At 74.1% G+C, this 25,374-nt stretch carries 21 protein-coding genes; 9 read left to right on the top strand and 12 right to left on the bottom strand.

Annotated elements, in window-relative coordinates:
- Positions 1 to 824: L,D-transpeptidase (locus tag DQ241_RS04345; RefSeq protein ID WP_113828852.1), on the bottom strand; the 824-nt coding region annotated here is incomplete at its 3' end.
- Between the two features lie 175 nt (positions 825 to 999).
- Here DQ241_RS04345 and DQ241_RS04340 point away from each other — a divergent pair.
- Positions 1,000 to 2,757 (top strand): biotin carboxylase N-terminal domain-containing protein, encoded by a 1,758-nt coding sequence (locus tag DQ241_RS04340; RefSeq protein WP_113828851.1) that lies wholly within the window; start codon positions 1,000 to 1,002, stop codon positions 2,755 to 2,757.
- 51 nt (positions 2,758 to 2,808) lie between these two features.
- Here the strand turns inward: DQ241_RS04340 and DQ241_RS04335 are convergent, their stop codons facing one another.
- Positions 2,809 to 4,488 carry a hypothetical protein gene (locus DQ241_RS04335; RefSeq protein WP_147252323.1) on the bottom strand — a complete coding sequence of 560 codons (1,680 nt, stop codon included), beginning with the start codon at positions 4,486 to 4,488 and terminating at the stop codon, positions 2,809 to 2,811.
- 110 nt (positions 4,489 to 4,598) lie between these two features.
- Positions 4,599 to 6,002 (bottom strand): NAD(P)H-quinone dehydrogenase, encoded by a 1,404-nt coding sequence (locus DQ241_RS04330; RefSeq protein WP_113828849.1) that lies wholly within the window; start codon positions 6,000 to 6,002, stop codon positions 4,599 to 4,601.
- Positions 6,003 to 6,117: 115 nt separating this feature from the next.
- Here DQ241_RS04330 and DQ241_RS04325 point away from each other — a divergent pair, with 115 nt between their 5' ends.
- Entirely contained in the window at positions 6,118 to 6,573 is a 456-nt protein-coding gene (locus tag DQ241_RS04325) for a gamma-glutamylcyclotransferase family protein (protein WP_113828848.1), read from the top strand.
- A 10-nt stretch (positions 6,574 to 6,583) separates the two neighbouring features.
- On the opposite strand, the gene meaB is transcribed toward DQ241_RS04325, so the two are convergent.
- The 6 genes from meaB to DQ241_RS04295 form a co-directional block, all read right to left on the bottom strand.
- Complete coding sequence (gene meaB / locus DQ241_RS04320) at positions 6,584 to 7,558, bottom strand: methylmalonyl Co-A mutase-associated GTPase MeaB (protein ID WP_113828847.1); 975 nt, start codon at positions 7,556 to 7,558, stop codon at positions 6,584 to 6,586.
- A complete protein-coding gene (gene scpA / locus DQ241_RS04315; protein ID WP_113828846.1) occupies positions 7,558 to 9,765 on the bottom strand; it encodes a methylmalonyl-CoA mutase in 2,208 nt (735 codons plus the stop codon). Before scpA ends, meaB begins: the two co-directional genes overlap by 1 nt.
- Complete coding sequence (locus DQ241_RS04310; RefSeq protein ID WP_113828845.1) at positions 9,762 to 11,693, bottom strand: methylmalonyl-CoA mutase subunit beta; 1,932 nt, start codon at positions 11,691 to 11,693, stop codon at positions 9,762 to 9,764. The genes scpA and DQ241_RS04310 overlap by 4 nt, the downstream gene beginning before the upstream one ends.
- Positions 11,653 to 12,957, bottom strand: coding sequence for an amidohydrolase (locus tag DQ241_RS04305; protein WP_113828844.1), 1,305 nt, complete (start codon positions 12,955 to 12,957; stop codon positions 11,653 to 11,655). Before DQ241_RS04305 ends, DQ241_RS04310 begins: the two co-directional genes overlap by 41 nt.
- Positions 12,954 to 14,126, bottom strand: a complete 1,173-nt coding sequence (locus DQ241_RS04300; RefSeq protein WP_113828843.1) for a glutamate--cysteine ligase — start codon at positions 14,124 to 14,126, stop codon at positions 12,954 to 12,956. Before DQ241_RS04300 ends, DQ241_RS04305 begins: the two co-directional genes overlap by 4 nt.
- A gap of 76 nt (positions 14,127 to 14,202) precedes the next feature.
- Entirely contained in the window at positions 14,203 to 14,763 is a 561-nt protein-coding gene (locus DQ241_RS04295) for a GNAT family N-acetyltransferase (RefSeq protein WP_158545868.1), read from the bottom strand.
- A 53-nt stretch (positions 14,764 to 14,816) separates the two neighbouring features.
- Here DQ241_RS04295 and DQ241_RS04290 point away from each other — a divergent pair, with 53 nt between their 5' ends.
- The 4 genes from DQ241_RS04290 to DQ241_RS04275 all read left to right on the top strand — a co-directional run bounded on the left by DQ241_RS04290 (position 14,817) and on the right by DQ241_RS04275 (position 18,874).
- Entirely contained in the window at positions 14,817 to 15,626 is an 810-nt protein-coding gene (locus tag DQ241_RS04290) for a purine-nucleoside phosphorylase (RefSeq protein ID WP_113828841.1), read from the top strand.
- The gene (locus tag DQ241_RS04285; RefSeq protein ID WP_113828840.1) at positions 15,623 to 17,257 is read left to right on the top strand and encodes a phospho-sugar mutase; all 1,635 of its coding nucleotides are present in this window, start codon (positions 15,623 to 15,625) and stop codon (positions 17,255 to 17,257) included. The genes DQ241_RS04290 and DQ241_RS04285 overlap by 4 nt, the downstream gene beginning before the upstream one ends.
- Positions 17,258 to 17,396: 139 nt before the next feature.
- The gene (locus DQ241_RS04280) at positions 17,397 to 17,975 is read left to right on the top strand and encodes a DUF6318 family protein (RefSeq protein WP_113828839.1); all 579 of its coding nucleotides are present in this window, start codon (positions 17,397 to 17,399) and stop codon (positions 17,973 to 17,975) included.
- Positions 17,976 to 18,202: 227 nt separating this feature from the next.
- Positions 18,203 to 18,874: a hypothetical protein gene (locus DQ241_RS04275; RefSeq protein WP_233492194.1), complete on the top strand. Its 672-nt coding sequence runs from the start codon at positions 18,203 to 18,205 to the stop codon at positions 18,872 to 18,874.
- A 15-nt stretch (positions 18,875 to 18,889) separates the two neighbouring features.
- On the opposite strand, the gene DQ241_RS04270 is transcribed toward DQ241_RS04275, so the two are convergent.
- Positions 18,890 to 19,780: a Gfo/Idh/MocA family protein gene (locus DQ241_RS04270; protein WP_113828838.1), complete on the bottom strand. Its 891-nt coding sequence runs from the start codon at positions 19,778 to 19,780 to the stop codon at positions 18,890 to 18,892.
- Between the two features lie 2 nt (positions 19,781 to 19,782).
- Positions 19,783 to 20,406: a uracil phosphoribosyltransferase gene (gene upp, locus DQ241_RS04265; protein WP_113828837.1), complete on the bottom strand. Its 624-nt coding sequence runs from the start codon at positions 20,404 to 20,406 to the stop codon at positions 19,783 to 19,785.
- A 119-nt stretch (positions 20,407 to 20,525) separates the two neighbouring features.
- Here upp and deoC point away from each other — a divergent pair, with 119 nt between their 5' ends.
- Genes deoC through DQ241_RS04250 form a run of 3 tightly spaced genes read left to right on the top strand, consistent with a single transcriptional unit; the run spans position 20,526 to position 23,848 of the window.
- Positions 20,526 to 21,521, top strand: coding sequence for a deoxyribose-phosphate aldolase (deoC, locus tag DQ241_RS04260; RefSeq protein ID WP_113828836.1), 996 nt, complete (start codon positions 20,526 to 20,528; stop codon positions 21,519 to 21,521).
- A 6-nt stretch (positions 21,522 to 21,527) separates the two neighbouring features.
- Complete coding sequence (locus tag DQ241_RS04255; protein ID WP_113828835.1) at positions 21,528 to 22,976, top strand: aldehyde dehydrogenase family protein; 1,449 nt, start codon at positions 21,528 to 21,530, stop codon at positions 22,974 to 22,976.
- A complete protein-coding gene (locus tag DQ241_RS04250; RefSeq protein WP_233492193.1) occupies positions 22,973 to 23,848 on the top strand; it encodes an aldehyde dehydrogenase family protein in 876 nt (291 codons plus the stop codon). The genes DQ241_RS04255 and DQ241_RS04250 overlap by 4 nt, the downstream gene beginning before the upstream one ends.
- Before the next feature lie 3 nt (positions 23,849 to 23,851).
- Here DQ241_RS04250 and DQ241_RS04245 read toward each other — a convergent pair whose 3' ends face one another.
- Positions 23,852 to 25,369, bottom strand: a complete 1,518-nt coding sequence (locus DQ241_RS04245; RefSeq protein ID WP_113828834.1) for a PucR family transcriptional regulator ligand-binding domain-containing protein — start codon at positions 25,367 to 25,369, stop codon at positions 23,852 to 23,854.
- Positions 25,370 to 25,374 lie beyond the last annotated feature (5 nt).

The raw sequence follows: 25,374 nt of genomic DNA, 5'->3' as shown, positions 1-25,374 counted from the left end.
CCGTCCCAGTCGCCGACGTACACCTCGTCGGCGGGCTCGCCGTACCGGAAGACCCGGTTGGCCACCCCGGTGAACCTGTCGTCGAGGAAGTACGCGGACCCGCTGCCCCCGATCGCACTGGAGTTCTCCGCCGGCCCCGCCCACACCGGCGCCACCCCGATGATGATCTGCGGCTGCGCATCGGGGCGGAGCCACCGCAGGATCCCGACCAGCGCATCGCGGTCCATCGACACGCAGCCAGCGGTCGGCCGACCGTTGGAGACGTGCAGGAAGAAGGCGGACCCGGCGCCCGGGACACGGGCCAGGTTGTAGCCGATGTTGACGGCGTAGTCGTAGGACGCCCCGGTGCGGTAGAGGTTCTCGCTAGCTCCGCCCGGGCTCGTCGTCCGCCGCACGTGGGTGTTGTAGGTGGGTGACGACGGGTTGCTGTCCCACCAGTCCGAGGTGTCGCTCCGGAAGTAGGGCATCGCGGTGCCGGGGTTCGGCAACCTGCCGAAGGCCTCGGTCAGCGGAAAGGTCCCCTCCGGTGTGGTCGCGCTCCCTTCCCGCGCAGCGCCGACACCGTTGGCGCCCACGAAGACGCTGTAGGGGCCGGCGACCAGCCGCCAGCCCCCGCCGGACCTCTCCCACGCCCGCAGCTGGCCGGTGCTCGCAGTGCGCGAGGACGTCTCCACGGTCAGCACCTGGCTGCTCGCTGCCGGTGGCGCGGCCTGTGCCGTGCGGAGCGGCCACCCCAGTCCGAGCACCAGGAGCGCGAGCACCAGCGAGGTGCCCAGGAACCGGCGCAGGTGGATCGCGCGTCGTCGCGTGCTGTCGTCGCCCACGCGGTCATCCAACAGGTCGGACCCGCGGGCCGGAAGCGAGCCGCCTCCCAGGCCCCACCCGGCGCACCAGCTCCCCTCCTCGACGCGTCCGGAGCGGCCTGCCCTGGCGGCCCGCCGGCGAGGTGGGCCTCACGGTCTGGCTACAGTGCGCTGGGTTCTACGGAGGAGGCTGGCTGTGCAGAAGGTCTTGATCGCCAACCGTGGTGAGATCGCGGTGCGCGTCGCGCGTGCCTGCAAGGACGCCGGCCTGACCAGCGTGGCGGTCTACGCCGAGCCCGACCGTGACGCGCTGCACGTCCGCGTGGCCGACGAGGCGTTCGCCCTGGGCGGCACCACGCCCGGGGACTCCTACCTGGTCATCGAGAAGATCATCGAGGCCGCGCGGCAGTCCGGCGCCGATGCGATCCACCCCGGCTACGGCTTCCTGTCCGAGAACGCGGACTTCGCCCAGGCGGTCCTCGACGCCGGCCTCACCTGGATCGGCCCCTCCCCCGAGGCGATCATCGCCCTGGGTGACAAGGTGCAGGCCCGGCACATCGCCACCAAGGCCGGCGCCCCGCTGGTGCCCGGCACCAAGGACCCGGTCGGCGGCGCCGACGAGGTCATCGCCTTCGCCGAGGAGCACGGCCTCCCGATCGCCATCAAGGCGGCGTTCGGCGGCGGTGGCCGCGGCCTCAAGGTGGTCCGCGAGAAGGGCGAGATCGCCGAGCTGTTCGACTCCGCCGTGCGCGAGGCGGTCTCCGCGTTCGGCCGCGGCGAGTGCTTCGTGGAGAAGTTCCTGGACAAGCCGCGCCATGTCGAGGCCCAGGTGCTGGCCGACACCCACGGCAACGTGATCGTCGTCGGCACCCGCGACTGCTCGCTGCAGCGGCGCAACCAGAAGCTGGTCGAGGAGGCGCCCGCGCCGTTCCTCACCGAGGAGCAGCGCGCCCGCATCCACTCCTCGGCCAAGGCCATCTGCAAGGAGGCCGGCTACCACGGCGCGGGCACCGTCGAGTACCTCGTCGGCGCCGACGGCTCGATCTCCTTCCTGGAGGTCAACACCCGCCTCCAGGTCGAGCACCCGGTGTCGGAGGAGACCTCCGGCATCGACCTGGTGCGCCAGCAGTTCCGCATCGCCGAGGGCCTGCCGCTGGAGATCACCGAGGACCCGGCGCCGCGCGGGCACAGCATCGAGTTCCGGATCAACGCCGAGGACGCCGGCCGCAACTTCATGCCGGCCCCCGGCCCGGTGGACCGCCTGGAGATCCCGCAGGGCCCGGGCGTGCGCTGGGACTCCGGCGTCGAGACCGGTGGCGAGGTGGCCGGCGCGTTCGACTCGATGCTGGCCAAGCTGATCGTCACCGGCGCCACCCGCGAGGAGGCCCTGCAGCGGGCCCGGCGCGCGCTGGACGAGCTCGTGGTCGAGGGCATGCCCACGGTCATCCCGTTCCACCGCGCCGTCGTCCGCGACGAGGCTTTCACCAGCGAGCCGTTCACCGTGCACACCCGGTGGATCGAGACCGAGTGGGACAACCAGGTCCAGCCCTACGCCGCCGCCCCGTCCGACGAGGACGAGCAGGCGCCCCGGCAGACCGTCGTCGTCGAGGTCGGCGGTCGCCGCCTGGAGGTCTCGCTGCCCGCCGGCCTGGCCGCCGGTGGCGGGGCTGCGGCGGGCGCCCCGGCCAAGCCCCGCAAGCGCGGTGGCGGGGGCAGCGGGTCCGCGGCCTCGGGGGACTCCCTCACCTCGCCCATGCAGGGCACGATCGTGAAGGTGGCCGTCGAGGACGGCGCCACCGTCGCGGCCGGCGACCTGGTCGTGGTGCTCGAGGCGATGAAGATGGAGCAGCCCATCGCCGCGCACAAGGCCGGCACGATCAGCGGCCTCTCGGCCGAAGTGGGCGCGACCGTCACCAGCGGCGCGGTCATCTGCACCATCGCCGACGCCGAGTAGGCCAGGGCGCACGGAGCCCCGGGACCGGTCACCGGTCCCGGGGCTCTGCCGTCAGCGCAGCCGCGCGGCCCGCATCCGGCGCACGAGGAGCAGGGTCGCCCCGGCCAGCGCGGCCCCGGCACCGGCCACCAGCAGCCCGCCGCTCGCCGTCGTCTCCGCGACCGGCTCCAGCCGGGTGGAGCGGGTCAGCGCCGATGCGTCGACGTCCGGGTACCACGGCATCGGCAGCGGCGCCGCCTGCGGCGCCGGCGCAGCGGCCGCGGCGGCCGCAGCGGCTGCTGCGTCCGCCGTCGCGGTGCTCGGCAGCACCCGGCCGGTCCCCCGCTCCCGCGGCGCGGCCGGTGCCGCGGCGGTCCCCGGCGCCGGCGCCGTGGGGACGACGTCCAGGACCGCACCGGCGGCGGTCGCCGCGCGCAGCGTGACGGTGAAGTCGCCACCCGACAGCGGCACGGGGACGCCGACCGGGAGCGCGGACCGGAAGTCGGCGTCCCACCCGGCCGCGCTCGACGGCGTGCCGTCCAGCAGCAGGGAGGTGTCCGGGTAGCCGGCGGAGCGGCGGACCAGGACGCCGGTCTCCAGCTTGTAGCGGTTGGCCGCGGTGCCCAGCCAGGCGTCCTGCCCGGTGGCCGTCCGGTACTCCAGCCAGTAGTCGGTGCCCTCGGCGTCGGTGAGCCGCAGCGCGCGGGTGCCCGCGGGGGCAGATGCGGGGGCGAGCGTCACCGCGGTCGTCGCGTCCGCCACCGTCAGCCGCTGCTCGCGGGCGGCGGGGAGGACGCCGAGCAGCGCGGCCTGGGCGGGGTTCAGCGAGCCGACCTGCGCCCACGTGACGCCCATGACGTCGTAGTAGTCGCGGTACCCGGCGGTGCGGCAGGCGCCGGACTCGACGGCGCCGTCGCACTGCAGGCCCGAGGAGTGGTTGAGGCCGAAGTTGTGCCCCAGCTCGTGGGCGATGCTCGAGGCCAGCTGCTCGGGCTTGGCCAGCCGCTCGCGGACGTAGAGCCGGCCACCGGTGCCGGCACCGCTGCCGATCTCGGCGAGCGCGTAGGCGCAGTTCGGGTCGCTCTTGGCGCCGCCGCTCAGGTACAGCAGCAGGTGCTTGCCGGGCCCGGGCTGGAACCGCACCGCCGTGGCCACCTCGTTCCAGAGGACCCGGGCCTCGGCGCAGGCCGCGGCGGTGCTGACCCACTCCTCGTGCACGGCACCGACGCCGACGCGGATCGCTCCGCCGGTCTGGCCGGACCAGTACTGCGCGACCGGGCCGGCGACGAGCGCAGCCACCTGCGCCGCCGTCACGTCGGTGTCCGGCGTAGCGCCCGCGGGGGCGACGAGGGCGATCGTCACCTCGTTGGTGACCGGGCCGGACAGCGGCGGCTGGACCGGCGGCGGGGTGACCGCGTCGGTGCTCACCACGTCGAGCGGCCGCTCCGCCGTCGCCCCGTCGGCCGGACCGTCGACCGTGAGCCGCACCGAGGAGCCCGACGGGACGTCCTCGACGTCGCCGCCGGCGACGGGCACCGCGCCCTGCGCGGTCTCCACCCAGGCGAGCGTCTCGGGCGCGAGGGCGCCGTGCTGCTCGACGTCGGGCACCGCCTGCACGAGGCGGCCGGTGACCGAGACGCCCTCGTCGGCGGCCGCGACACCGGGCAGGACGACGGTGGAGCCCGCGAGGGCGCCGGCGACCACGAGGGCACGCAGGAGGCGGACGGGACGGGAGGTCCGGGCAGCAGGCATCCACTCCTGCATCGGCGGGCCACGCGCGCGTCGGCACCGACCGCGACGGATCAAGCCGAAAGAGTCGTCACACCGGTCGCACGGATCACGGCGCTCCCTCCAGGCAACTCCTACGCCAGGTGGTCGGCTCCCATGAGCCGGCGGCCGGCCTCGGTGATCGAGCCCGACAGGGACGGGTAGATCGCGAAGGTCTGCGCCAGGTCGGCCACGGTCAGCCCCTTGGTCACCGCGAGCGCCAGCGGCAGGATCAGCTCCGACGCCCCCGGAGCGACGACGACGCCGCCCATGACGACCCCGGTGGAGCGGCGGGCGAAGAGCTTCACGAAGCCGTCGTGCAGGTCGCCCATCTTGGCCCGCGCGTTCGTGGACAGCGGCAGCCGGACGACGTCGACGTCCGACTCGTCCGGGAGGCTCTTCTCCTGGACGCCGACGGTGGCGATCTCGGGGTGGGTGAAGACGTTGGCCGCGACGGTCTTGAGCTTGATCGGCTGCACTGCCTCGCCGAGGGCGTGCCACATGGCGATCCGGCCCTGCATCGCCGCGACGGAGGCGAGCTGGAAGACCCCGGTCACGTCACCGGCGGCGTAGATGCCGGGCACCGAGGTGCGGGAGACGCGGTCGACGACGACGTGGCCGGACTCGGTCACCGCCACACCGCACTGCTCCAAGTTGAGCCCGGCGGTGTTCGGGACGGTGCCCACGGTCATGAGCGCGTGCGAGCCCTCGACCGTGCGGCCGTCGGTGAGCTCGACGACGACGCCCTTCTCGCTGCGGCGCACGCCGGCGGCCCGCCCGCGCTCGAGCTTGCCCCCGCGGGACTGGAACACCTCCTCCAGCACCTCGGCGGCGTCGGAGTCCTCACCGGGGAGGACGCGGTCGCGGGAGGACACCAGGGTGACCGGCACGCCGGCCTCCAGGTAGCCGGACGCGAACTCCGCGCCGGTGACGCCCGAGCCGACGACGACGAGGTGCTCGGGCATCTCGGCCAGGTCGTAGACGTCGCGCCAGTCGAGGATCCGCTGGTGGTCGGGCTCGGCACCGGGCAGCACGCGCGGGTCGGCGCCGGTGGCGATGAGGACGACGTCGCCCTCGAGCTCCTCGGTGACCGCGCCGTCGCCGTCGAGCACCTGCACCCGGTGGGCGGCCAGGCCGCGCAGCTCGTCGGAGAGCCGCGCACTGCCGGCGACGATCCGCACGCCCTCGGCCTCGAGCCGGGCGTGGATGTCGGCCGATTGCGCCATGGCAAGGTGCTTGACCCGCTGGTTCGCGGCGGCGAGGTCCAGACCGACAGCGGCCAGCTCGGCCCCGTGCACGCCGAGCGCGGCGGAGTCGCGGACCGAGGTCATGGCGCCGGCGGAGGCGATGAGGGTCTTGGAGGGCACGCAGTCGGTGAGCACGCTGGCTCCCCCGATGCCGTCCCGCTCGATGACGGTGACCTGCGCGCCGAGCTGCGCGGCGACGAGCGCGGCCTCGTAGCCGGCCGGTCCGCCGCCGATGATCACGATGCGGGTCATGAGGTCCTTCTCCGTCGCGGTGCAGGTGGTCCGGGGCCCATTGTCCCCGGTCGGGGTGTGGCGCGTCCCCACAGGTGCATCGGCTGGAGGGGCCCGGTGGTTAACCTCGGCGGCGATGGGCCTCTACGCCGCCTACGGGTCGAACATGGATCCCGCGCAGATGCTGCGCCGCTGCCCGGCGTCCCCGCACACGGGGACCGGCTGGATCAGGGGCTGGCGGTTGACGTTCGGCGCGGAGGAGTACGGCTGGGAGGGCGCGCTGGCCACGCTCGTGCCCACCGACGACGACGCACCGGGCGTGTTCGTCGCGCTCTACGACCTCACCGAGGCCGACGAGCGTGCCCTCGACGCGTGGGAGGGCGCCGACCACGGCCTCTACCGACGGCTGCACCTGCGGGTGCACACGCTGGCCGGTGACGTCGTCGCCTACGTCTACGTGCTCGACGCGTTCGAGGGCGGGCTGCCCTCGGCCCGGCACCTCGGGGGCATCGCCGACGCCGCCGAGGCGGCCGGCGCCCCCGACGACTACGTCCGCGAGCTCCGGTCCAGGGACTGCCGCACCGCGTTCTGATCGAGGGAGCTCAGCCCTCGAGGAAGGTGTCCAGGATCTGCCGGGCCGCCAGCGCGGGGGTCAGCTCGCCCGCCAGCACGGCCTTCTCCAGCTCGGGCGCGGCCGAGCGCACGCCGGGGTGCGAGCGCAGCGCGTGCTCCAGGCCGTCGCGGACCACCTGCCAGGTCCAGCGCACCTGCTGGGCCCGGCGGCGCTCGTCGAAGCGGCCGTCGGCCTTGGCGCGGTCCTGGTGCTCGACCAGCTTCGCCCACACCTCGTCGAGCCCCTCGCCGGTGAGCCCGGCGCAGGTCAGCACCGGCACCGTCCACGCCTCGTCGTGCCCGCGCAGCATCCGGATCGCGCCGGCGAGCTCGCGCGCCGCCTTCCTGGCGGCGGGCGCGCCGTCGCCGTCGGCCTTGTTGACCGCGATGACGTCGGCGATCTCGAGGATGCCCCGCTTGATCCCCTGCAGCTGATCGCCGGTGCGGGCCAGGGTCAGGAAGAGGAACGAGTCGACCATCTCTGCGACGGTGATCTCCGACTGGCCGACACCGACGGTCTCCACCAGGACGACGTCGTAGCCGGCCGCCTCGACCACCACCATCGACTCCCGCGTCGCCTGCGCGACCCCGCCGAGGGTGCCCGACGTCGGCGAGGGCCGGATGAAGGCGTTCGGGTCGACCGCCAGCCGGGCCATCCGCGTCTTGTCGCCGAGGATGGAGCCACCCGAGCGCGCCGACGACGGGTCGACGGCGAGCACCGCCACCTTGGAGCCGGCCGCGGTCAGCGTGACCCCCAGGTGGTCGATGAAGGTCGACTTCCCGACGCCGGGCACGCCGCTGATGCCCACCCGCCGCGCGCCCCCGGCGTGCGGCAGCAGCTCGACCAGCAGCTCCTGCGCCCGGTCGCGGTGGTCGGCCCGCCGTGACTCCACGAGGGTGATGGCCCGCGCGACGGCCCGCCGGTCAGCGGCGAGGACGCCGTCGACCAGGTCGGCGACCCCCATCAGTGGCCGAGGCGCTGGGACAGCGTCCGCAGCAGCTCCTGCGCCGCCTCGGCGATGACCGTGCCGGGCGGGAAGACCGCGGCGGCGCCCATCTCCTTCAGCGTCGGCACGTCGTCGGGCGGGATGACGCCGCCGACGACGATCAGCACGTCGTCGGCCCCGAGGTCGGCCAGCGCCTGCTTGAGCGCCGGGACCAGGGTGAGGTGACCGGCGGCCAGCGACGAGACGCCCACGACGTGCACGTCGGCCTCGACCGCCTGCCGGGCGACCTCCTCCGGCGTCTGGAACAGCGGGCCGACGTCGACGTCGAAGCCGAGGTCGGCGAAGGCGGTGGCGATGACCTTCTGCCCGCGGTCGTGGCCGTCCTGGCCCATCTTGGCCACGAGGATGCGGGGGCGGCGGCCCTCGGCCTCCTCGAACTGCTCGGCCATGCGGCGGGTCTCCTCCATGGGGCCCGATGCTCCTGCCTCGTCGCGGTACACGCCGGAGATGGTGCGCACCTGGCCGGCGTGCCGCCCGTACACCGCCTCGAGCGCGTCGGAGATCTCCCCGACCGTGGCCTTCGCGCGGGCGGCGTCGACGGCGAGCTTGAGCAGGTTCGCGTCGAGGTCGCTCCCCCGCCGGCCGTCGGCGGCCGCGCGGGCGGCGTCGGTGAGCCGGCGCAGCGACTCCTCGACCGCGCCGGCGTCCCGCTCCGAGCGCAGCTGCTCGAGCTTGGCCTTCTGCTGGGCGAGGACGTCCTTGTTGTCCACCCGCAGGACCTCGATGGCCTCGTCGGCCTCGACCCGGTACTTGTTCACACCGATGACCGGCTGGCGACCCGAGTCGATGCGGGCCTGCGTGCGGGCCGCGGCCTCCTCGATGCGCAGCTTCGGGATGCCGTCGTCGATGGCCTGGGCCATGCCGCCGTGCTCGTCGACCTCCTGGATGTGCGCCCACGCGCGCCGGGCCAGGTCGTAGGTGAGCTTCTCCACGTAGGCCGAGCCGCCCCACGGGTCGATGACCCGCGTGGTGCCCGACTCCTGCTGCAGCAGCAGCTGGGTGTTGCGAGCGATCCGGGCGGAGAAGTCGGTGGGCAGCGCCAGCGCCTCGTCGAGTGCGTTGGTGTGCAGCGACTGGGTGTGCCCCTGGGTGGCGGCCATGGCCTCCAGGCAGGTGCGGACGACGTTGTTGTAGACGTCCTGCGCGGTCAGCGACCAGCCGGAGGTCTGCGAGTGCGTGCGCAGCGACAGCGACTTCGGGTTCTGCGCCCCGGCGTCCTTCACCAGCTTGGCCCACAGCAGCCGGCCGGCGCGGAGCTTGGCGACCTCCATGAAGAAGTTCATGCCGATCGCCCAGAAGAACGACAGGCGGGGCGCGAACGCGTCCACGTCCAGGCCCGCGGCCTGACCGGCCTTCAGGTACTCCACGCCGTCGGCCAGCGTGTACGCCAGCTCCAGATCGGCCGTCGCCCCGGCCTCCTGGATGTGGTAGCCGGAGATCGAGATGGAGTTGAACCGCGGCATCTGCTGGGAGGTGAAGCTGAAGATGTCGCTGATGATCTGCATCGAGGGCTTGGGCGGGTAGATGTAGGTGTTCCGCACCATGAACTCTTTGAGGATGTCGTTCTGGATGGTGCCGGTCAGCTGTTCCGGCTTCACCCCCTGCTCCTCGGCCGCGACGATGTAGAGCGCCAGCACCGGCAGGACGGCGCCGTTCATCGTCATCGAGACGCTCATCCGGTCCAGCGGGATGCCGTCGAACAGCTGCCGCATGTCCAGGATCGAGTCGATCGCCACGCCCGCCATGCCGACGTCGCCGACCACGCGCGGGTGGTCGGAGTCGTAGCCGCGGTGCGTGGGCAGGTCGAAGGCGACCGACAGGCCCTTCTGCCCGGCGGCCAGGTTGCGCCGGTAGAAGGCGTTGGACTCCGACGCGGTGGAGAAGCCCGCGTACTGGCGGACGGTCCACGGCTGGGTGGCGTACATCGTCGGGTAGGGGCCGCGCAGGAACGGCGGCAGACCCGGGAGGGTGTCGAGGAAGTCCAGACCCTCCAGGTCGGCCGGCGTGAACAGCGGCGGGACGGCGATGCCCTCGGGGGTCTCCCAGGCCGCCTCCTCCACGCCGCGGCCGGTGGTCTCCTCGAACGCCTTGGCCCACTCGTCCGCCGAGGCACCGGGGCCCGGACGGCCCAGCTCGACGCCGCTGAAGTCCGGGATGCCGCTCATGCCTGAACTCCTCCGATGCCCAGCTCCGCGTGCACGGTCCGCAGCGCCGCGAGGGCGTCGCACCCGGTGAAGACGTACCCGTCGACGCCGTCGACGGCCAGGTCCGGCTTGCCGGCCAGCCACACCTGCGTGGCGCCGGCGTCCTTCAGCTCGCGGACCAGGCCCGCCGCCTCGGCGGCGTAGTCCTTGTCGGTGCCGCAGATGCAGGCCACCGTCGTGCCGGCGTCGGCCAGCCCGGCGGCGCCGTCGCCGGACGGCGTGGCCAGACCACCGGCCTGGAACAGGTTGCCGGCGAAGGCTGCCCGCGCGGTGTGCCTGGCGATCGGGCCGATGGTGGCGAGGTAGACCGCCGGCCGCTCCCCCACGGCGTCGGCGGCGTCGCGCAGCGCCTCGAACTCCTGCGCCGCGCGCACCCGCGGCAGACCGCCGCTCGGGTGCAGGTCCGCGGCGGGCTGCCGCTCGGGCAGCTTCTCCGCCAGGTTCGGGAACTCGCTGACGCCGGTGATGGCGTCCGCGCGCGTGGCCAGCCGGGCGGCGCGCTCGTCCCACGCGGCGCCGATCCGCTCGCGCACCAGGCCGGAGTCGAGCGCCGCGACCAGGCCGCCGTTCTTCTCGATCTCGGTGAACCACTCCCAGGCGGCCTCGGCCAGCGCGTCGGTCAGCGACTCGACGTACCAGGAGCCGCCGGCGGGGTCGAGGACGCGGGCCAGGTGGCCCTCCTCGACCAGCAGGTTCTGCGTGTTGCGGGCGATCCGCCGGGAGAAGGAGTCCGGCAGGCCGAGTGCGGCGTCGAACGGCTGCACGGTGACGACGTCGGCGCCGCCCACCCCGGCGGCGAAGCAGGCGACCGTGGTCCGCAGCATGTTGACCCAGGGGTCGCGCTTCGTCGTCATCACCGAGGAGGTGACGGCGAGCTGGCGCTGGGCGCGGGCCTCGGGCGAGGCGCCGCTGACCTCGCCGACGCGGTCCCACAGCCGGCGGGCGGCGCGCAGCGCGGCGATCGTCGTGAACTGGTCGGCGGTCGCCGCGTAGCGGAACTCCAGCTGGCCGAAGGCCTTGTCGACGGGCAACCCGCCGTCGGTGAGCGCCCGCAGGTAGGCCACGCCCGCTGCCAGCGAGCAGCCGAGCTCCTCGACGGCCGAGGCGCCGGCGTCGTGGAAGACGGTCGCGTCCACGACGACGGCGCGCATCCCGGCGTGGCCGGCGGCACGACGGGCGACGTCGGCCAGGCCGGACAGGTCCTGCGACCGGCCGGAGGCGGCGTGCACGCCGAGCGGGTCGAGGCCGAGGCTGCTGCCGGGGGCCAGGTCGGTGCGGCCCTCGACCAGGTCGAGGAAGGCGGTGGCCGCGGCCTCGCCGCCCTCGACGGTCACCGGGGCCAGGTCGAGCAGCACGTCGGAGAGCACGTCGCCCAGCCGGTCGACCGGGACGGCGCCCTCGCCGACGACCAGCCACAGCGAGGTGACGCCGTTCTCCAGGTCGGCGGCGATCGCCTCGCGGGTGACCTCGACGTCCGGGTGGGCGTGCCGCTGCCGGACGTCCCAGCCGCCGGGCGCGCCGCCCTCGGCGCCACCGGCGGCGGTCACCTCGGCCGATCCCGCCGGATCGCCCCCGGGCCGGGCGCCCCGGACGAACGGCGGCAGCCCCGGCACGCCGACGGCGCGCGGCAGGTCGCCGGCGTCCTCCGCGGTGTAGAGCGGGGCCACGGTCACGCCGGGGGCGACGGCCACGCGCAGCGCGTCCTCGACCGGGTCGGGCAGGTTCTCGCGGCCGGCCTTGCGGAGCACGCCGGCGACCAGCTCCCGCCACTCGTCGCGGGTCACCGCGGGGAACTCCCCGGCGAGCCGCAGGTCCTCGGGGACCGCGTGCTCGGCCGGGACCTCGGCGTCAGCCTTCTCGGGACTGCTGGTCTGGTCGGTGGAACTCATCGTCGGGTTCCCGCCTCTCGTCGACGGCACGTCGGGCAGAAGTGTCCCCGGGGGCGCGTTTGCCCGTGCGGGTGGGTCCCGCATCGGCCTCCAGCGCGTGCAGCGCGGTGCGCGCCATGAGCCGCACGCCGACGCCGATGGCCCGCTCGTCGACGTCGAAGGTGCCCCGGTGCAGGTCGAGCGGCGCGCCACCGCCGTGGGTGCCCAGGCGGGCCAGCGCGATCGGCATGACGTCGGCGAACCAGCCGAAGTCCTCCCCGCCCATGCTCTGCGGCGAGAGGACCAGGCCCTCGGTGCCCACGGTCTGCAGCGCGGCCGAGCGCAGCAGCGCGACCGAGCGCGGGTCGTTGACCACGGGTGGCACCCCGCGGACGTAGTCGACCTCGACATCGGCGCCGGTGGTGGCGGCCACCCGCTCGACCAGCGAGCGCAGCAGGTCCTCGGCGTCCTTCCAGGTGTCGCGGTCCAGGATGCGGACGGTGCCCCGCAGGTGGCCGCGCTGCGGGATGGCGTTGGCGGCGATGCCGGCGTTGACCGCGCCCCACACCAGCGACATCCCCGCGCGCGGGTCCACCTGCCGCGACAGCAGGGCGGGCAGGTCGGTGATCAGCCGGCCGAGGGCGTCGACCAGGTCGACGGTGAGCTGCGGGCGGGCGGTGTGCCCGCCCGGCCCGATCAGCGTGACGTCGAGCCGGTCGCAGGCGGCGGTGATCGCGCCGGTGCGCAGCCCCACCTTGCCGGCCGGGACCGACGGGTCGCAGTGCAGCGCGAACGCCCGCGTGGCCCCGTCGAGGACGCCGGAGGCGACCACCTCCGAGGCGCCGCCGGGCAGCGTCTCCTCGGCGGGCTGGAAGACGCCGCGCACGGTGCCGGGGAAGCCACCGAGCTCGGCCAGCGCGATGAGCACGCCGAGCAGCACGGTCGTGTGCACGTCGTGCCCGCAGGCGTGGCACAGCCCCTCGCGGTTGGAGGCGTACGGGACGTTCTTGAGGTCGGCCAGGGGCAGCGCGTCGATGTCGGCGCGCAGGACGACGGTCGGCTCCCCCGACCCCACCTCGCAGACCAGCCCGGTGCCGGTCGGCAGGCGCCGGGGCGCGAGCCCGTGCGCGCGCAGCCGCTGCTCGAGGAAGGACGTCGTCTCGAACTCGGCGAAGGCCAGCTCGGGATGGGCGTGCAGGTGCCGGCGGGTGGCGATCAGCTGCGGGGTGTGGGCGCGGACCCACTCGTCGACGCCCGCCCCCACCTTCTCGACGACGGGGTTCACGCCGCGTGCCCCCCGGCGTCGCCGGCGGGTCCGGCAGCGGGGAGACCGTCGCGCAGCTCGGCCAGCAGGCTGTCGACGACGGCGGTCAGGTCGCCGTCGTGCGCGGCGGCGACGGCGCGCTGCCGCTGGTAGGAGGCGCCCAGCTCGACGATCCGGACGACGTCGGCGAGCTCGGCCTCGCAGCCCAGCCGCTTCGCCGTCGGGGTGAGCTCCTCGACCAGGTCCAGGATCGCCTGCCGGACCGGCCGGACGGTGCCCTTCTCGTCGACCACGATGTCGGCGTCGAGGCCCCAGCGGACCGCACGCCACTTGTTCTCCCGGATCACCCACTCGGCCGGCGTGGGGAGCGTGTAGCCGCGGTCGAGCTGGGTGTCGAACTGCTCGACGAGGCACTGCGCCAGGGCGGCGACGGCCCCGATCTCGTCGAGGGTCGGCAGCCCGTCGCAGATGCGCAGCTCGACGGTGCCGAAGTCGGGGTGCGGCCGGACGTCCCACCACACCTCGCGGACGCTCTGGATCGCGCCCGTGCGGATGAGCGTGTCCATGTACTCCTCGAACTCGGCCCAGTCGGCGAGCTGGTGCGGCAGCCCGCCGGTGGGCATGCCCTCGAAGACCTTGGTGCGGGCCGAGGCCAGCCCGGTGTCGCAGCCGGACCAGAAGGGTGAGGACGCCGACAGCGCGAGCAGGTGCGGCAGGTACTGGGTCAGCGCGTTGACGATGGGGATGATCTTGTCCGGTGAGCGGACGCCGACGTGCACGTGGACGCCGAAGATCTGCAGCCGGCGGGCCAGCCACTGCATCCGCTCGACCAGCTCGAGGTAGCGCTCCTTGGGCGAGATCTCCTGCGAGTCCCAGCGGGTGAACGGGTGGCTGCCCGCGCACATCACCCCGAGCCCCCGCCGGTCGGCTGCGGCCACCACCTCGGCCAGCGTGCCGGCGAGGTCGGCCTTCGCCTCGGCGACCGTGGTGCAGACCCCGGTGATGATCTCGACGGTCGACTGCAGCAGCTCGTGCTTGGCCTTGGGGTGCTCCTCGGCGCCCTCGGGCCGCAGCTCCTCCAGGATCTCGACGGCGCCGGCGGTCAGCTCGCGCGTCTCGCGGTCGACGAGCTGCAGCTCCCACTCCACGCCCAGGCTGGCGCGCTCGGAGGAGCGGAAAGGGATCTCCACCTCCGGAAGTCTAGGGAGGATCGGCGCGGCCCACCGGGCGAGATCGGCCCGTCACCCGCCCGGAGGAACGCCCAGGTCAGCGGGCCGGCCGCGGGTCGTCGGGCAGCAGCGAGTACATGACGTCGTCGACCTCCTGGCCCCGGTGCACCGAGCGCCGCCGCAGCACGCCCTCGCGGACGAACCCGGCGCTCTCCGCGGTGCGGCACGAGGCGGTGTTGCGCACGTCGGCGACCAGCTCGACCCGGCGGACGTCGGGCCGGTCCAGCAGGTGGGTGGCGAGGACCCGCAGCGCCTCGCCCGTGTACCCCCGGCCCCGGTGCTCGACCGCGGTCCAGTAGCCGATGCTCGCCACGCCCTCGCGCAGCGCCAGCAGCGACATGCTGCCGACGAGCGGACCGCCGTCGCGAAACTCGACGGCGAAGAGCGCGCCGCCCCGCTCGGCGGCCGACGGGGCGACCTCGAGCACGAACGCCTCGGCGTCCTCCCGGCGGTAGGGCACCGGGACCGTCGTCCAGCGCTGGACCTCGGGGTCCTGGCAGGCGGCGAGCACGGCGTCGACGTCGTCCGGCCGCCAGGGGCGCAGCCGCACCCGCGGGCCGGTCAGGGTCGGCTGCTCTGCGGAGGGCAGGGAGGGCACCGCCGGAGTATCGCCTCGGCGTCGTCCGGTGTCGTCTGCGTTAGCGTCCCTGCGTGAGCCAGCCCCCCGGAACCGACCCGCAGACCCTCGCCACCCTCGCCGCCGAGGAGCTGGCACGCACCGTCGGCGGCCCGCACGACGTCGCCGTCGTCATGGGCTCCGGCTGGGCGCCGGCCGCCGAGGCGTTCGGTGAGCCGGAGTCGACCGTCGCCATCGGCGACCTCCCCGGCTTCGCCGCCCCCACGGCCGTCGGCCACGGCGGCTCCATCCGCTCGGTGCGGGTGGACGACCGCAAGGTGCTGCTCTTCCTCGGGCGCACCCACTTCTACGAGGGCCGCGGCATCGACCCGGTCGTGCACGGAGTCCGCACCGCCGCGGCGGCGGGCGTGAAGACCGTGGTCCTCACCAACGCGGCCGGTGGGCTGGACCCGCAGCACCGGGTGGGCCAGGCGGTGCTGATCTCCGACCACCTCAACCTCACCGCGCGCTCCCCGCTGGTCGGCGCGAACTTCGTCGACCTGACCGACCTCTACTCCTCGCGGCTGCGCGCGCTCGCGCGCGAGCTGGACCCGTCGCTCGCCGAGGGCGTCTACGCCCAGCTGCCGGGCCCGCACTACGAGACGCCGGCCGAGATCCGGATGCTGCGGACGCTCGGCGCCGACCTGGTGGGCATGTCGACGGCGCTGGAGGCGATCGCGGCGCGGGCCGCGGGCGTCGAGGTCGTGGGCCTGTCGATGGTGACCAACGCGGCCGCCGGCATCACCGGCGAGAAGCTCGACCACGAGGAGGTGCTGGCCGCGGGTCGCGAGGCCGCCGGGCGGCTGGGTGAGTTCCTCGTGCAGTTCATCGGCCGGCTCCCGTGACGGCTGCGCCCGACCAGCTCCTCGCCACCGCCCGCGCCTGGGCCGAGGCGGACGCGCACGCCGGTGACGCCGCGGAGATCCTCGCGCTGGTCGAGTCCGGGGACGTCGCCGAGCTCGGCCGCCGGTTCGCCGGCCCGCTGACGTTCGGGACGGCGGGGCTGCGCGGTCCGCTGCGCGCCGGACCGGCCGGGATGAACGCCGCCGTCGTCACCCGTGCCGCCGCAGGGCTGGGCGCGTGGCTGTCCGGCTCGGGATCCGCGGGCGGAGGCATCGTCATCGGCTTCGACGCCCGCCGTCGCTCCGACGAGTTCGCCCGGATCTCCGCGGCCGTCCTGTCCGCGGCCGGGTTCGCGGTGCAGGTGATGCCCCGGGCGCTGCCCACGCCGGTGCTGTCCTTCGCCGTCCGCCACCTCGGCTGCGTCGCCGGGATCATGGTGACGGCCAGCCACAACCCGCCCGACGACAACGGTTACAAGGTCTACCTCGGCGACGGCGCGCAGCTGGTGCCGCCGGCCGACCGGGAGATCGAGGCCGCGATCGCCGCAGTCGGCGCCCCCCGGGACGTCCAGCTCTCCGACGACTGGGTCACGCTCGGCGACGACGTCGTCGACGACTACGTGGCCGCCGTCGTCGCCGCGCTGGAGCCGACGCGGGTGGCCTCTCGCGGCGAACTGGTCGTCGCCTACACGGCGATGCACGGCGTGGGTGCGGAGACGACGCGCGCGGTGTTCGAGGCGGCGGGCCTGGCCCGGCCGGTGAGCGTGCCGGAGCAGGACGAGCCCGACCCGACCTTCCGCACCGTGGCCTTCCCCAACCCCGAGGAGCCCGGGGCGACCGACCTGCTCAAGGCGCTGGCGCCCCGCGTGGGCGCGGACGTGGCGATCGCCGAGGACCCGGACGCCGATCGCTGCGCCGTGGTGTGCGGTGGGCGGCAGCTGACCGGTGACGAGGTCGGCGCGCTGCTGGCCGACTGGCTGCTGCGGCGCGGAGTGCGCGGGACGTACGCCTCGTCCCTGGTGAGCGGCTCGCTGATGCACGTGGTCGCGGCCGCGCACGGGGCGCCGTCGGCGGAGACCCCGACCGGCTTCAAGTGGATCATGCGCGCGGGCTCGCCCGAGGCGCCGCTGGTGTACGGGTACGAGGAGGCGCTCGGCTACTCGGTGGCGCCGTCGGTGGCGCGGGACAAGGACGGCATCTCGGCCGCGCTGGCCGTGGCGCTCCTGGCCGCGGAGCTGAAGGCCTCGGGGCGGACGCTGCTGGACCGGCTGGACGAGCTGGCCCGCGAGCACGGGTTGTTCGTGACCGGGCAGCTGTCGGTGCGCGTCGAGGACCTGACGCTGATCTCCGACGCGATGGCCCGGCTGCGCTCGGCGCCGCCCGCGACGTTGCTGGGGCGGCCGGTCGCCTTCGCCGACCTGGCGGAGCAGACGCCGTCGGTCGACGCGGTCCGGCTCCTCGGGGACGGCGTGCGCGTGATCGTGCGGCCCTCGGGCACCGAACCCAAGCTCAAGGCCTACCTCGAGTCGGTGGTGCCGGTCCACGACGACGCGGGGCTGATCGCGGCTCGCGGCCGCGGCGAGGACGAGCTGGACCAGCTGCGTGCGGAGATGTCGGCGGCACTCGGGCTCTGAACGCTCCCGGGCCGTGGATGACCCGGAAGCGCGAACTGGGCCCCGGGAGCGATCGGGTGGTTGTCCACAACCGGGAGTGCGTGCGGGTTCCTGATCTGCGTAGTCTCCGCTCGACCGAGATCAACACGGGGGTGACGACGTGACGCGACGCTGGTCCCTGCGGCTGCTGGCCTGCCTGGGCGCGGGCGCGCTCGTGCTCACCGGCTGCTCGGAGAAGCAGGAGGCGAGCGATGCGCTGCCGTCGAGCAGCAGCGCCGCCCCCACCGAGGACGAGCTGCCGCCGCTCGGCCCTGAGGACATGCCGATGCCGGAGGAGGCGCGAACCCAGGACGCCGCCGGCGCCGAGGCCTTCGTCCGGTACTACATCGACCTGATCAACCGGACCTCGACGGTCATGGACGCGAAGCCGCTCCGCGACCTCAGCGACGGCTGCCGCGACTGCGACCGCATCGCCACGAACACGGAAGCGGATGGCGCCGCTGGGCACAGCTATCGGGGCGGAGAGATCGAGATCGCCAGCTTCCCGGCTCCGCTTCTGAAAGAGTCGACGGCTTCTATCGCCCTGCGCATCAACCAGGCCCCGCTAAGCGTGGTTGATGCGGCTGGCCAATCGATAGACGGTGGGTCGGACGCTTACACGGACCTCCCTGCCGGGATCGGGCTTGCGTGGGACGCATCGCGGTCCACATGGCTCATGACGGACTTCACTGTCGGATGATCAGACGACAAGTCGGGGTGGTCCTGTCGCTCCCACTCATTGCGCTGATCGCAGTCATACCCTCCGCATCTGCAGCGGACTGCGGCGCTCGGCTCTGTCCGGAGGTCGACTACGCGCCGGGATCGCTGACAGCTGCCCACGTAGATCGCGGGTCGGGCGGACTGTGGACGGCTACCAACGCTGCAGCGTCTGAGGAGCCGTACACCTATCGTCTGTCGACTCCGTGCGTGGCGGACGATCGCGAGAACCAGGGGTGCCGCAGCACCGACTTCTTCGAATGCCCTCAGCCTGATGGGCGCGTGGTCGAGGATCTGGTTCTTGAGCAAAGGCGCCTCGTGCTCGCCAATAACAGCACCGTGGACGGCTACCCCACGGCGGGCGGCGCCCCGGGCACCGCGGTTGGCGAGTGGATGCGCGTTGTGCGAGCTTGTTTCGACGTCACGGCGTTGAACCCGCCGCCGTCGCCGGACGAGGTGTTCCGCTACTTCCAGACGCTTCCGCTCCCCCAACTGCCCACCCAGCAGCAGCCACCGGGCAACGGTTTGGTCGGCCTGCCGATCATCTTCTTCACCGACGGCCCGACAACCCAGACGTTCACCCTGGACATCCGCGGCTTCAGCGTCGACATCGTCGCCCGCGCCACCGGCTTCACCTGGCACACCGGCGACGGCACGGACCTCACGACGACCACCCCGGGCGCCCCCTACCCGGACCACACGATCAGCCACGACTACCGCAGCGGCACGTACACCGCCTCGCTCACCACCACCTGGTCGGCCAGCTTCAGCGTCGACGGCGGAGCGAGCGTCCCCGTCCCGGGCAGCACCACGACCGAGGGCCCACCGGTCACCTTCGAGGTCCTGCAGTCGCGGCCGGTCCTCACCAACCCCTACGACTGACGCGCACCGCCCGGGTCAGCGGGCGACGGTCTCCCGGCAGCCGGTCTCCAGCGCGCGCACCGCGGTCTCCAGCACCTGGACCACGTCGCGGCCGAAGCCGACGTCGCACGGGTGGACCCCGCCGGCGACCGCGGCCTGGCCCAGCTCGTCGACGGCCACGGAGAACGCCTGCACGGCGGTCTCGGTGTCGGGCAGCAGCACCAGCCGGCCGGCGTCGCCGTGCACGAAGAACTCGATGCCCGTCGACATCGGGGTCACGGTGTGCGACAGCGTCACCGTCGACGCCACCCCCGACTCGTGGGTCAGCACCAGGTGCACCGTGTCGCGCAGCCCTGCGCCGGCCTGGACGGCGACGACCGGACCGAGCGCGGGGACCAGCAGCGACAGCGCGTGCGGGCCGATGTCCCACAGCGCCCCGTGCTCCTGCCGCCACGGCGAGGCCGCGAACGGCGTCCCGGCCAGCGACGACAGCCACGACCCGGCCCCACCAGCCAGGTGGGTCCGCGCGGCCTGGGTCAGCCAGGTCGAGGTGGCCGCCTGGAACCGGAACGTGAAGAAGACGACCGACGCCACGCCGGACGCCTGCACCGCCGCGACCACCCGGTCGGCGGCCTCCGTCGTGAGCGCGATCGGCTTCTCGAGGAGCAGGTGCTTGCCCGCGGCCGCGGCTCTCTCCGCCAGTGGCGCCTGCACGTCCGGCGGCAGCGCGATCGCCACGGCGTCCACCTGGCCGAGCAGCTCGTCCACGTCGGCGAACCCGGGCACGTCGAACTCCGCGCCCAGCGCCTTGGCCTTGGCGACGTCGCGACCCCAGATCCCGACCAGTTCCGCGGTCGGGTGCGCGGCCAGGGCCGTGGCGTGCACGGCCCGCGCCCAGTGGCCGGTGCCCAGCACCCCGAAGCGCACGGTCAGACCGCGCCGAACTGGCGATCGCCGGCGTCGCCCAGACCCGGGACGATGTAGGCGTGCTCGTTGAGCCCCTCGTCGACGCTGGCGGTGAACACCCGCAGCGGGAGGCCGCTCTCCTCGAGCCGCTGGATGCCCTCCGGCGCGGCGAGGGCGCAGAGCACGGTGATCTGCGTGGCGCCGCGGGCGGTGAGCAGCCCGCAGCAGTGCACCAGCGAGCCGCCGGTCGCCAGCATCGGGTCGAGCACGAAGACGTGCCGGTCGACCAGGGTCTCCGGCAGCGAGGCCATGTACGCCTCGGGCTGGAAGGTCTCCTCGTTGCGCGCCAGGCCGACGAAGCCCATCTGCGACTCCGGCAGCATCCCGTGCGCCGTGTCGGCCATGCCGAGGCCGGCGCGCAGCACCGGGACGATCAGCGGCGGGGCGGCCAGCCGGTAGCCGGTGGTCTCGGTGACCGGCGTGCGGATCGGGTCCTCGGCGATCTCGAGGTCGCGGGTGGCCTCGTACACGAGCATCTGGGTCAGCTCGGCGAGCGCGGCCCGGAACGAGGCGTTGTCCGTCCGCTCGTCCCGCATCTTGCTGAGACGGGCACGGGCCAACGGGTGGTCGACGACGGTCAGCTGCACGGGCTGCACGGTAGCGGCCCCGGGGCCAGGGCGTTCCCGCGGGAACGCCGGAACCCCGATCCCGCTCCCCCGGGTGAGCGGGTTCGGGCCTCGGCGGCACCGCAGGGGAGAATGGCCGCATGACCCACGTGCTCGACCCCGACGCGCTGTCGCACGACGCGCGTGCGCTCGTCGCACCGCTCCCCCCGTACGACGACGTCACCAGGTCCGATGCGGCGTTCCGCGCCTTCCTGCACGGCCTGCCGGGTGTCGACCAGGTGGGCGCGGAGGCGCGCGCGGCCCAGCTCGGCACCCGGTCGATCAAGACGACGTCGAAGGCGTGGGCGATCGACACCGCGATCTCGATGGTCGACCTCACCACGCTGGAGGGCGCTGACACCCCCGGCAAGGTGCGCAGCCTGGCCGCCAAGGCCAAGCAGCCCGACCCGACCGACCCGACCACGCCGAAGGTCGCCGCCGTCTGCGTCTACGGCGACCTGGCCGGCGTCGCCCGCGAGGCCCTGCAGGGCACCGGCATCCACGTCGCCGCGGTGGCCACCGCGTTCCCGAGCGGCCGCGCCAGCAAGGCGGTGAAGCTGGCCGACGTCCGCGACGCCGTCGACAACGGCGCAGACGAGATCGACATGGTCATCGACCGCGGGGCCTTCCTGGCCGGGCGCTACCTCGACGTCTACGACGAGATCGTCGCGGTCAAGGAGGCCTGCGGCGACGCGCACCTCAAGGTCATCCTCGAGACCGGTGAGCTGAAGACGCTGGACAACGTCCGCCGCGCCAGCTGGATCGCGATGCTGGCCGGCGGTGACTTCATCAAGACCTCCACCGGCAAGATCAACCCCGCTGCGACCCTGCCGGTGTGCCTCGTGATGCTCGAGGCGGTGCGCGACTTCCGCGCCGCCACCGGCCGCCAGATCGGCATGAAGCCCGCCGGTGGCATCCGCACCACCAAGGACGCGATCAAGCACCTGGTGATGATCAACGAGACGGTCGGCCCCGACTGGCTGGACCCCGACTGGTTCCGCTTCGGCGCCTCCAGCCTGCTCAACGACCTCCTGCTGCAGCGGCAGAAGCTGCGCACCGGCCACTACTCCGGCCCCGACTACGTCACGGTGGACTGACCGCAGATGACCAGCACGCCTTTCGAGTACGCCCCCGCCCCCGAGTCGCGGTCCATCGTCGACATCGCCCCCTCCTACGGGCTGTTCATCGACGGCGAGTTCGTCGACGGCACCGGTGAGGCGTTCAAGAGCGTCAACCCGGCCACCGAGGAGGTCCTCTCCGAGGTGGCCTCCGGCAGCGAGGCCGACGTCGACCGCGCCGTCCGCGCCGCTCGTCGCGCCTTCGAGAAGACCTGGGGCCCGATGCGCCCCGCCGACCGCGGCAAGTACCTGTTCCGCATCGCCCGGCTGCTGCAGGAGCGGGCCCGCGAGTTCGCGGTGCTCGAGTCCCTGGACAACGGCAAGCCGATCCGCGAGTCCCGCGACGTCGACGTCCCGCTCGCCGCGGCCCACTTCTTCTACTACGCCGGCTGGGCCGACAAGCTCGAGCACGTCGGCCTGGGCACGCAGCCCCGCCCGCTCGGCGTCGCCGGGCAGGTCATCCCGTGGAACTTCCCGCTGCTCATGCTGGCGTGGAAGGTCGCCCCCGCCCTGGCCGCCGGCAACACCGTCGTCCTCAAGCCCGCCGAGACCACGCCGCTGAGCGCGCTGCTGTTCGCCGAGATCTGCCGCCAGGCCGACCTCCCGGCCGGCGTGGTCAACATCGTCACCGGCGCCGGCGACACCGGCCGCGCGGTCGTCGAGCACCCGGACGTCGACAAGGTGGCCTTCACCGGATCGACGGACGTCGGCCGCTCCATCGCCCGCGCCGTCGCCGGCACCCGCAAGAAGCTCACCCTGGAGCTCGGCGGCAAGGCGGCGAACATCGTGTGCGACGACGCCCCGATCGACCAGGCCGTCGAGGGCATCGTGCAGGGCATCTTCTTCAACCAGGGGCACGTCTGCTGCGCCGGTTCCCGGCTGCTGGTGCAGGAGTCGATCCACGACGAGGTGATCGCCAGCCTGCAGCGGCGGATCGGCACGCTGCGCGTCGGCGACCCGCTGGACAAGAACACCGACATCGGCGCCATCAACTCCGCCGAGCAGCTGGCCCGCATCCGCGAGCTGTCGGACATCGGCGAGGCCGAGGGCGCGCAGCGCTGGCAGCCGGCGTGCGAGCTGCCGGCCAAGGGCTTCTGGTACCCGCCGACCGTCTTCACCGACGTCTCCCCCGCGCACCGCATCGCCCGCGACGAGATCTTCGGGCCGGTCCTGAGCGTGCTCACCTTCCGGACGCCCGACGAGGCCGTCGCCAAGGCGAACAACACCACGTACGGGCTGTCGGCCGGCATCTGGAGCGAGAAGGGCTCCCGCATCCTGAAGATCGCCGACCAGCTGCGCGCCGGCGTGGTGTGGGCCAACACCTTCAACAAGTTCGACCCGACGTCGCCCTTCGGCGGCTACAAGCAGTCCGGCTACGGGCGTGAGGGCGGCCGCCACGGCCTGGCCGCGTACCTGAAGGGTGCTGACCAGTGATCGGCAACGACCGGCTCGCCGTCCGCAAGACCTACAAGCTCTACGTGAACGGCGCCTTCCCGCGCTCGGAGTCCGGCCGCACCTACGAGGTCACCGACGCGAAGGGCCACTTCCTGGCCAACGCCGCGTGGGCCAGCCGCAAGGACGCCCGCGACGCGGTCGTCGCCGCCCGTGGCGCCTTCGCGAAGTGGTCCGGGGCCACCGCCTACAACCGCGGCCAGGTGCTCTACCGCGTCGCCGAGGTGATGGAGGGCCGGCACGCGCAGTTCTGCGAGGAGGTCGCCGCCGGCGAAGGGCTGTCGTCGTCCAAGGCGCGGGCCGCCGTCGACGCCGCCATCGACCGCTGGGTCTGGTACGCCGGGTGGACCGACAAGCTCGGCGCCGTCCTCGGTGGGTCCAACCCCGTCGCCGGCCCGTACTTCGACTTCAGCCTCCCCGAGCCGACCGGCGTCGTCGCCGTCCTCGCCCCGCAGCAGTCCAGCCTCCTGGGCCTGGTCAGCGTGTTCGCGCCGGTGCTCGCCACCGGCAACACCGCGGTGGTCGTCAGCTCCAAGGAGCGCCCGCTGCCGGCCGTGACCCTCGGCGAGGTGCTGGCCACCAGCGACGTCCCCGGCGGGGTGGTCAACCTGCTCACCGGCGACGCCGAGGAGCTCGGGCCGTGGCTGGCCGAGCACGCCGACGTCGACGCCATCGACCTCACCGGCGCCCCCGCCGGCCGGGCGATGGAGTTCGAGCGGGAGGCGGCCGGGACCATCAAGCGGGTCGTGCGCGCACCGGCCGGCGGCGAGCCCGACTGGGCCGCCGACCCGGGCATCACCCGCATGACCCCGTTCCTGGAGACCAAGACGGTCTGGCACCCGATGGGGCTGTAGGCCTCACCGCCCGCGCGGCCGGTCGCCCGACCGGCCGCGCGCGTGCAGCAGCAGCGCCGCCGCGGTGGCGACGACGAGGTGCTCGTGCGCCGCGGGGTCGTCGACCGAGTGCCCCAGGAGCGCCTCGATCCGCTCGAGCCGCTGGTACAGCGACTGGCGGTGCACGTGCAGCGCCCCCGCGGACCGCACCCGGCTGCCGTGGCGCAGGTGCACGGCGAGGGTGTGCACGAGGTCGCTCCCGTGGGCCCGGTCCCAGGCCACCAGCGGCGCGAGCGCGTCGTCGACGAGCCGCACCAGCGCCGCGTCGTCCAGCTCGCCGAGCAGCCGGGGCAGGGTGAGCTCGCGGGTGGGAACCGTGCCCCGGCCGAGCACCGCTGCCGTGGGCAGCGCCGCGTGCGCCTCGCGCAGCGAGTGACCGGCCTCCGCCATCGGCACCGCCGGCCCGATCGCGGTCAGCACCCCGTCGAGGGCGAGCACCTCCGCGAGCCACCCGGCCGGGTCGCTCCGATCCGGGCCGACCGGGACGGCGACCAGCCCCAGCGGCTCTCCGCGCACCCGGTCGGCGAGCAGCTCCAGCCGGTGCGCGTGCGCGACGTGCGCCCAGGCGGCGATGACCTGCCGCGGGTCGGGCGCCGTCGCGGCCAGCCCCAGCACGCGCGCGGACGGCGACGGGTGGAAGTCGGCCAGTCCCGCCCGCAGCAGCAGCTCACGCGTTCCGGGCACGGTCCCCGCGAGGAGGTCGGCCAGCAGCGGCGCGGCGGGATCGCCGTCCGTGCCGGTGCCGGACTGGCCCACCGCCACCGCGGCCACCCCGGCGAGCCGATCGGCGAGCAGTTCCAGCCCGGGCAGGTCGGTCCCCGGCCCGCTGCCGAGCAGGACGGCACCCCAGTCCAGGTCCCAGAGCCGCACGGGCGCAGCGGCAGCGGGCCGGCGCAGCAGCCGGTCGGTCGCCCGCTGGTCCCGCATGCCGGCTGCGGCCACCACCTGACCGGACCTGGTCACCAGCGCCGCCGGACCGCCGGTGGCCTCGGCGGCGACGGCGACCAGCCCCGGCGTCCCTCCCCCACCGGCCAGGGCGGCGTGGACGCGGCCCAGCACGGCGTCGACCAGGCGCAGCCGGCCGGCGTCGGCCTGCAGGATCGCCCCGTTCGCCTCCTCGCAGACGCGGATGAACGGCACCACCCGGTGCAGGACGTACAGGGGGACGCCGGCCCGGCGTGCCTCGTCGAGCAGCTCGTCGGGCAGCGTCGGCAACGAGCGGCCGAGCTCCAGCGCGACGGCCGCCACCCCGCGGGCGGCCAGCTCGCGCACCCAGTGCCGGCGCGCGCCGGCGTCGACGCCGGCCAGCCCCAGGCCGGTCGTGAGCAGCAGGTCCCCCGCCGAGAGCAGCGGTCCGATCTCGTAGATCTCGCTCGAGTGCACCCACCGGACGGGGACGTCGTCGGCGCGCGGGGTGACCGCGGGCTCGGGCGCGGCGTCGCGGACGGCGGGGAGCTCCAGGAACCGGGCGAGGGTGAGCACGGGCG

Source organism: Blastococcus sp. TF02A-30, from assembly GCF_003319185.1.
In the GTDB taxonomy this organism is placed as follows: Bacteria; Actinomycetota; Actinomycetes; order Mycobacteriales; family Geodermatophilaceae; genus Blastococcus.
This window is presented reverse-complemented; position numbering and strand designations above follow the sequence as displayed.

What these genes read in the sequence shown, in the direction of transcription:
- scpA (WP_113828846.1), bottom strand. Translation starts at nt 9,765, where the DNA reads ATGAGCGGCATCCCGGACTTCAGCGGCGTCGAGCTGGGCCGTCCGGGC.
- DQ241_RS04330 (WP_113828849.1), bottom strand. Translation starts at nt 6,002, where the DNA reads ATGACCCGCATCGTGATCATCGGCGGCGGACCGGCCGGCTACGAGGCC.
- DQ241_RS04335 (WP_147252323.1), bottom strand. Translation starts at nt 4,488, where the DNA reads ATGCCTGCTGCCCGGACCTCCCGTCCCGTCCGCCTCCTGCGTGCCCTC.
- deoC (WP_113828836.1), top strand. Translation starts at nt 20,526, where the DNA reads ATGACCCACGTGCTCGACCCCGACGCGCTGTCGCACGACGCGCGTGCG.
- meaB (WP_113828847.1), bottom strand. Translation starts at nt 7,558, where the DNA reads ATGGGGGTCGCCGACCTGGTCGACGGCGTCCTCGCCGCTGACCGGCGG.
- DQ241_RS04325 (WP_113828848.1), top strand. Translation starts at nt 6,118, where the DNA reads ATGGGCCTCTACGCCGCCTACGGGTCGAACATGGATCCCGCGCAGATG.
- DQ241_RS04255 (WP_113828835.1), top strand. Translation starts at nt 21,528, where the DNA reads ATGACCAGCACGCCTTTCGAGTACGCCCCCGCCCCCGAGTCGCGGTCC.
- DQ241_RS04310 (WP_113828845.1), bottom strand. Translation starts at nt 11,693, where the DNA reads ATGAGTTCCACCGACCAGACCAGCAGTCCCGAGAAGGCTGACGCCGAG.